General features: G+C 60.5%; 7 protein-coding genes. All 7 read left to right on the top strand.

From position 1 onward, the window contains the following. Nucleotides 1–161: 161 nt before the first annotated feature. Nucleotides 162–962, top strand: coding sequence for an ABC transporter permease (locus KF827_RS19460; protein WP_291009267.1), 801 nt, complete (start codon nt 162–164; stop codon nt 960–962). Beyond that, nucleotides 959–1759: an IclR family transcriptional regulator gene (locus KF827_RS19455; RefSeq protein WP_291009264.1), complete on the top strand. Its 801-nt coding sequence runs from the start codon at nt 959–961 to the stop codon at nt 1757–1759. The genes KF827_RS19460 and KF827_RS19455 overlap by 4 nt, the downstream gene beginning before the upstream one ends. A 34-nt stretch (nt 1760–1793) precedes the next feature. After that, entirely contained in the window at nt 1794–2411 is a 618-nt protein-coding gene (locus KF827_RS19450; protein ID WP_291009262.1) for a flavin reductase family protein, read from the top strand. A gap of 108 nt (nt 2412–2519) precedes the next feature. Continuing rightward, nucleotides 2520–3749, top strand: a complete 1230-nt coding sequence (locus KF827_RS19445) for a CaiB/BaiF CoA-transferase family protein (protein ID WP_291009260.1) — start codon at nt 2520–2522, stop codon at nt 3747–3749. 29 nt (nt 3750–3778) lie between these two features. Continuing rightward, complete coding sequence (locus KF827_RS19440) at nt 3779–4423, top strand: glutathione S-transferase family protein (RefSeq protein WP_291009269.1); 645 nt, start codon at nt 3779–3781, stop codon at nt 4421–4423. 172 nt (nt 4424–4595) lie between these two features. Next, entirely contained in the window at nt 4596–5027 is a 432-nt protein-coding gene (locus KF827_RS19435) for a CBS domain-containing protein (protein WP_291009257.1), read from the top strand. 21 nt (nt 5028–5048) lie between these two features. After that, nucleotides 5049–5331: NTP transferase domain-containing protein (locus KF827_RS19430; protein WP_291009254.1), on the top strand; the 283-nt coding region annotated here is incomplete at its 3' end.

The raw sequence follows: 5331 nt of genomic DNA, 5'->3' as shown, positions 1-5331 counted from the left end.
GTTGTCTGGCCGGCCCGGCACCAAGGTGCTGGAATTGCCGATACCGCTCGAGCGCCCGCGCACGCTCAAGACCATGGCAAGTCCGGAATTCGGCGCACTGGCCAACCAGTTGCGCGAAATGTTCAGCACGCTGGCTGCTGGTTAAGAAGGGAAGGGACAGCATGTCGAAAACCAGGGGCTATGCCATTTCCTGCGCATCAATCGTGGCGTTTCTGCTGTTCTGGCATTTCGGCACCAAGATTCTCGGCGTGCCCGATTATCTGTTGCCCGGCCCGATGGCCGTGGCGCAATCGGCCTACAAGCTCTATTCCACCGGCCTGATCTTCCCGCATGTCTACACCACCGTGCTTGAGATGGTGATCGGCTATGCCGCTGGCTGCTGCGTGGCTTTCCTGTTGGCCGCCCTGGTCAGCGAATTTCCGGTGGCCGAACGCATCGTGCTGCCCTACGTGATCGGCTTCCAGTCGATGCCCAAGGTGGCGCTGGCGCCGATCCTGCTGGTCTGGTTCGGCTTCGGGCTGGCCTCCAAGATCATCCTGGTGGCCCTGATCTGCTTCTTCCCGGTTTTCGTGAATACGGTGGCCGGCCTGCGCTCCACCAATGTGGATCTGGTGGATCTCTACAAGGCTTTTTCAGGCCCGCGCTGGCTGGTCTTCTGGGATGTGAAGCTGCCCAATGCGGCTAATTCGATCTTCGCCGGTCTGCAGATCGGCATCGTGTTGGGGCTGATCGGCGCCGTGGTGGGCGAATTTGTGGCCGCCAAGCAGGGTTTGGGCTACATGATCCAGGCCTCGTCGATGAATTTCGATGTGGGGGCGATGTTCACCTGCGTTTTCACACTTTCGCTGATTGGCATATTGGCGCATATGCTCATCCGGGCCATTCAATCGCGTGTGGTGTATTGGGATAAACCGCGTGGCTCGCGCCTCACCGCCACGCCTTCTTCGGCAGAACAAGCATGAGCATCAACCAGTCGCTATCGCGTGGCCTGCGGATTCTCGAGGCCGTTGGCATGCACGGACCGGAAGTTGGCGTGCGCGAATTGTCGCGTTTGCTGGAGATCGACAAGAGCATCGTCTCCCGCTTGGTGATCACGCTGGCCGAGCAGGGCTTTCTGGAACAGAATCCTTCCACCCGCCGCTATCGCATCGGCCCGCGTGCCTTCCAGGTCGGCCAGCGCTACAGCCAGAGCAACCCGCTCTATCAAGTGGCCTACGATGAATTGCATCGGCTTGCCGAGGATGAGAATGTCAACGTCTATATGGGCGTGCGCAGCGATACCGAATTCATGTATCTCTGCAGCATCCAGAGCGCCCAGCCCTCGGTCTTCCGCATCAATACCGGCGCCACCGGCCGGCTGCACACCACCAGCGTAGGCAAGGTGATGCTGGCGGCGATGGATGAGGCGGCGCTGCACAAGCTGCTGCCGCGCCTCACGCTCACCCGCCTCACGCCCTATAGCATCACCGACCAGGCCAGCCTTTTGGCCGATCTGCGCAAGGTGCGCCAGCTTGGCTATGCCGTGTCGGATGAGGAAAATCTGGTCGGCATCCTTTCGGTGGGTGTGCCGATCCGCGATTCCAGCGGCAAGGTCATCGCCGCCGTCAGTTCGGCGGTAAGCAAGGATCGCATGCCGGTGGACTTCATGGCGCGTATGGTGGAAATCACCGAACGCACAGCGGGCATCATTTCCGGCAAGCTGGGCGCCTATCCGGGCGCGGCCTTTCAGCAGTTCGAGGAACCGGCCATAGCCGGTTGATGGCCATGCAAAGGCCATGCGGGGAGAGGACAGTATGATCATATCGCCGGAGCCGATGTCGGCGCCTGATATCTACAAGCTGATGACCGGCATCGTGGTGCCGCGCCCGATCGCCTGGATCACCACGCTGTCTGCCGATGGCGTGTTGAACCTGGCGCCGTTCAGCTGCTTCACGTTCGTTTCATCGAAGCCGCCGATGGTGGGTTTCAATTGCGGCCTGCGCAACGGCCAGCGCAAGGACACGTCCATCAATATCGAAGCCACGGGCGATTTCGTGGTGAATATCGGCGACGATAGCATGATCGAGCAGGTGCATCGCAGTGCGCTGGATTTCCCGCCGGATATCAGCGAGGTGGCGGAACTGGGATTAGACAGCCTGCCCAGCCAGAGGGTGAAGACCCCGCGGCTTTCCCATGCGCCGATCAGCATGGAATGCCGCTTCAGCCAGAAGATCGAATTCGGCGAAACCGGTGCCGAGTTCATCGTTGGCGAAGTGCTGCTGTTCCATATCCGCGACGGGCTTTGCAACAACAACAAGATCGACACCGCAACCCTGCGCCCGATCTGCCGCATCGGCGGCCCCAATTATGCCACGCTGTCCGATATCATCTCGATGCAGCATGTGGGGGATGTGCGTACCGGGCCGAGTTGACCCTAACTGCACGATTTTCTGCTGTCTCACTCTTGGCCATGGCCCTGATTTTAGGCATGGTTCGGGCCGACCTAGGCGTTGAATCCGGGCCAGGCTTTTTTTATGGAGATGAGCGGCATGCGTGCGTTGGACGATATCTTGGTGCTGGATCTGAGCCGTGTTCTCGCCGGCCCTTGGTCCACCCAGATTCTGGCCGATCTGGGCGCCACTGTGATCAAGGTGGAAAAGCCCGGCGAAGGCGACGACACCCGTTCCTGGGGCCCGCCATTTCTGAAAGATCCGCAGACCGGCGAACGCGCCGACTCCTCCTATTATCTTTCGGCCAATCGCGGCAAGCAGTCCATCACCGTGGATATGAGCACGGAAGAGGGCCAGGCTTTGCTGCGCGACCTGGCCTTGAAGGCCGATGTGCTGGTGGAGAATTACAAGGTCGGCGGGTTGAAAAAATACGGGCTGGATTATGCCAGCCTGTCGCCGCTCAACCCTAAACTGGTCTATTGCTCGATCACCGGCTTCGGCCAGACCGGGCCTTATGCGCCGCGCGCCGGCTACGATTTTCTGATCCAGGGCATGGGCGGCCTGATGAGCGTGACCGGCGAGCGCGACGACCTGCCCGGCGGCGGCCCGCAGAAGGCCGGCGTTGCACTGGCCGATGTGATGACCGGGCTGTATTCCACCATCGCTATCGTGTCGGCGCTGAACCAACGCCATCGCTCCGGCAAGGGCCAGTATCTCGATATGGCTCTGTTGGATGTGCAGGTCGGCACGCTGGCCAATCAGGCTTTGTATTATCTGGTTTCGGGCCAGGCGCCGATCCGCATGGGCAACGGCCATGCCGCCATCGTGCCCTATCAGGGTTTCCCCTGCGCCGATGGCTATGTGATTCTTGCGATCGGCAACGATGGGCAGTTTTCGCGCTTCGCTGACGAGATCGGCCGCACCGACTGGTTGCAGGATGAGCGTTTCGCCACCGGCATCGCTCGCGTGGCCAACCGTGCTGTCGTGGTGGCCGCCATCGAGGCCGAGACGCGCAAATACAGCATGAACGATCTGATCGCACGACTGGAAAAACGCGCCGTGCCTTGCGGACCGATCAACACGGTGGATCGCGTATTCGCCGATCCGCAGGTGCAGGCGCGCGGCATGCAGCAGGAGGTGCCGCATAGCCTGATGGGCAGTGTGCCCACGCTTGCCAGCCCGTTGAAAATGTCTGACTCGCCGGTCAGCTATGATCGCGGTCCGCCCTTGCTGGGCGAGCATACCGAGGAAGTGCTGGGCAAGTATCTCGGCCTCGATGCCGCGCGCATAGCCGATCTGCGCAGCCGCAAGGTGATTTGATAAAAAACCATACCGGGAGGGGTGCCGTGATGCAGTTGATACAGGTGAAGGGTTCGCCTTTCGCCGCGCGTGCGCGGTTGCTGATCTATCGCAAGGATGCGCCGGTTGAGATGGTGTTTCCGCCCAGGGAGGGACTTAAAAGTCCGGACTTTCTGGCAATCAATCCCCTCGGCAAGATTCCGGTGCTTACATTGGATGATGGCAGCCATCTGCCGGAATCCAATGTGATCCTGGATTATCTGGAAGATAAATTCCCCGAGCCGCCATTGCGGCCGGCCACACCGGAAGCGCGCGCCCGCATGCATCTGCTGATGCAGATCGGCGACCTGTATGTGTTCGCTGCAATCGGCAAGCTGTTTCGGCAGATGAATCCGGAAAAGCGCGATCCCGAAACGGTGGAACAGGGCTTTGCCGATCTGGCCAAAGCATTGGCGCATCTGGAGCATTATCTTGGTGATCGGGGTTTCGCCGTGGATGATGCCTACAGCCTGGCCGATTGTTCGCTGGTGCCTGTGCTGTTCTTCGTTGCGGTGATGGAAAAGAGCTTCCAGCGCAAGGATGTGTTCGGCAAAGGAAAATTGGCTGCCTATTGGGCCGAAATCCGCCATGACGACACCACCGCGCGGGTGATTGCCGAGCTGGAAGATGGCGTGCGGCGCCTGCTGATGCGCTAAATCTCTGCTTGCCTGCCCGCTGGGTTTGACGGAAACTTGATCCGTAAAGCCGGAAGCGGATGCGCGTGGTTAAACGGTCAAGCGGTCTCGATTTTTTGGCCCGGGTTTCAAGGCATTGCAGCGCATTCATGTGATTCGTCTCCGGCCTGCCAATAAAGGAGGAGGAAACGTCATGAATGTTGCGTCCATCCTGAAGGAAAAAGGCCATACCCTGGTATCGGCCAAGCCCGCCGATACGATTGCCGATGTTTGCCGGCTGCTGTCGCAGCATGGCATCGGCGCCGTGCTGGTGCTCACCCCTCATGGCGGCATTGCCGGCATCCTTTCCGAGCGTGATATCGTGCGCGGCCTGTCGCGCCATGGCGCCGAGATTCTCGCCCGCTCGGCAGATAGCATCATGACCCGCAATGTGCTGGTCTGCTCGCCGTCAGATACGGTGGAGGATGTGATGCATCTGATGACCGCGCGGCGCATCCGCCATCTGCCGGTGGTAGAAGGCGGGCAATTGGCCGGCATGATTTCCATCGGCGACGTGGTGAAGCGCCATATCGCTCACACCGAGATGGAAGCCGAGGCGCTGCGGCAGTATATTGCCACCGGTTGATTGCAGATTTCGGGCGAGGGCATGAAGCAGGATATCGTCGGCGTGGTGCTGGCCGGCGGCTTGGCGCAGCGCATGGGCGGCGGCGATAAATGCTTGCAGCTGCTTGCCGGCCGGCCGTTGCTGGCGCATCTGCTTGATCGCCTGTTGCCGCAAGTGGCCGCTGTGGCGATAAACGCCAACGGCGATCCGGCGCGCTTTCAGGCTTTTGGTCTGCCGGTTCTGCCCGATGGCATTGCCGGCAATCCTGGGCCCTTGGCCGGTTTGCTGGCAGGCATGGAATGGGCCAGGGAACGGCATCCATCGG

This window comes from Ferrovibrio sp., from assembly GCF_019636075.1.
GTDB lineage: Bacteria > Pseudomonadota > Alphaproteobacteria > Ferrovibrionales > Ferrovibrionaceae > Ferrovibrio.
The sequence above is the reverse complement of the archived record's forward strand: the minus strand, read 5'-3'. Positions and strand labels throughout refer to the sequence as shown.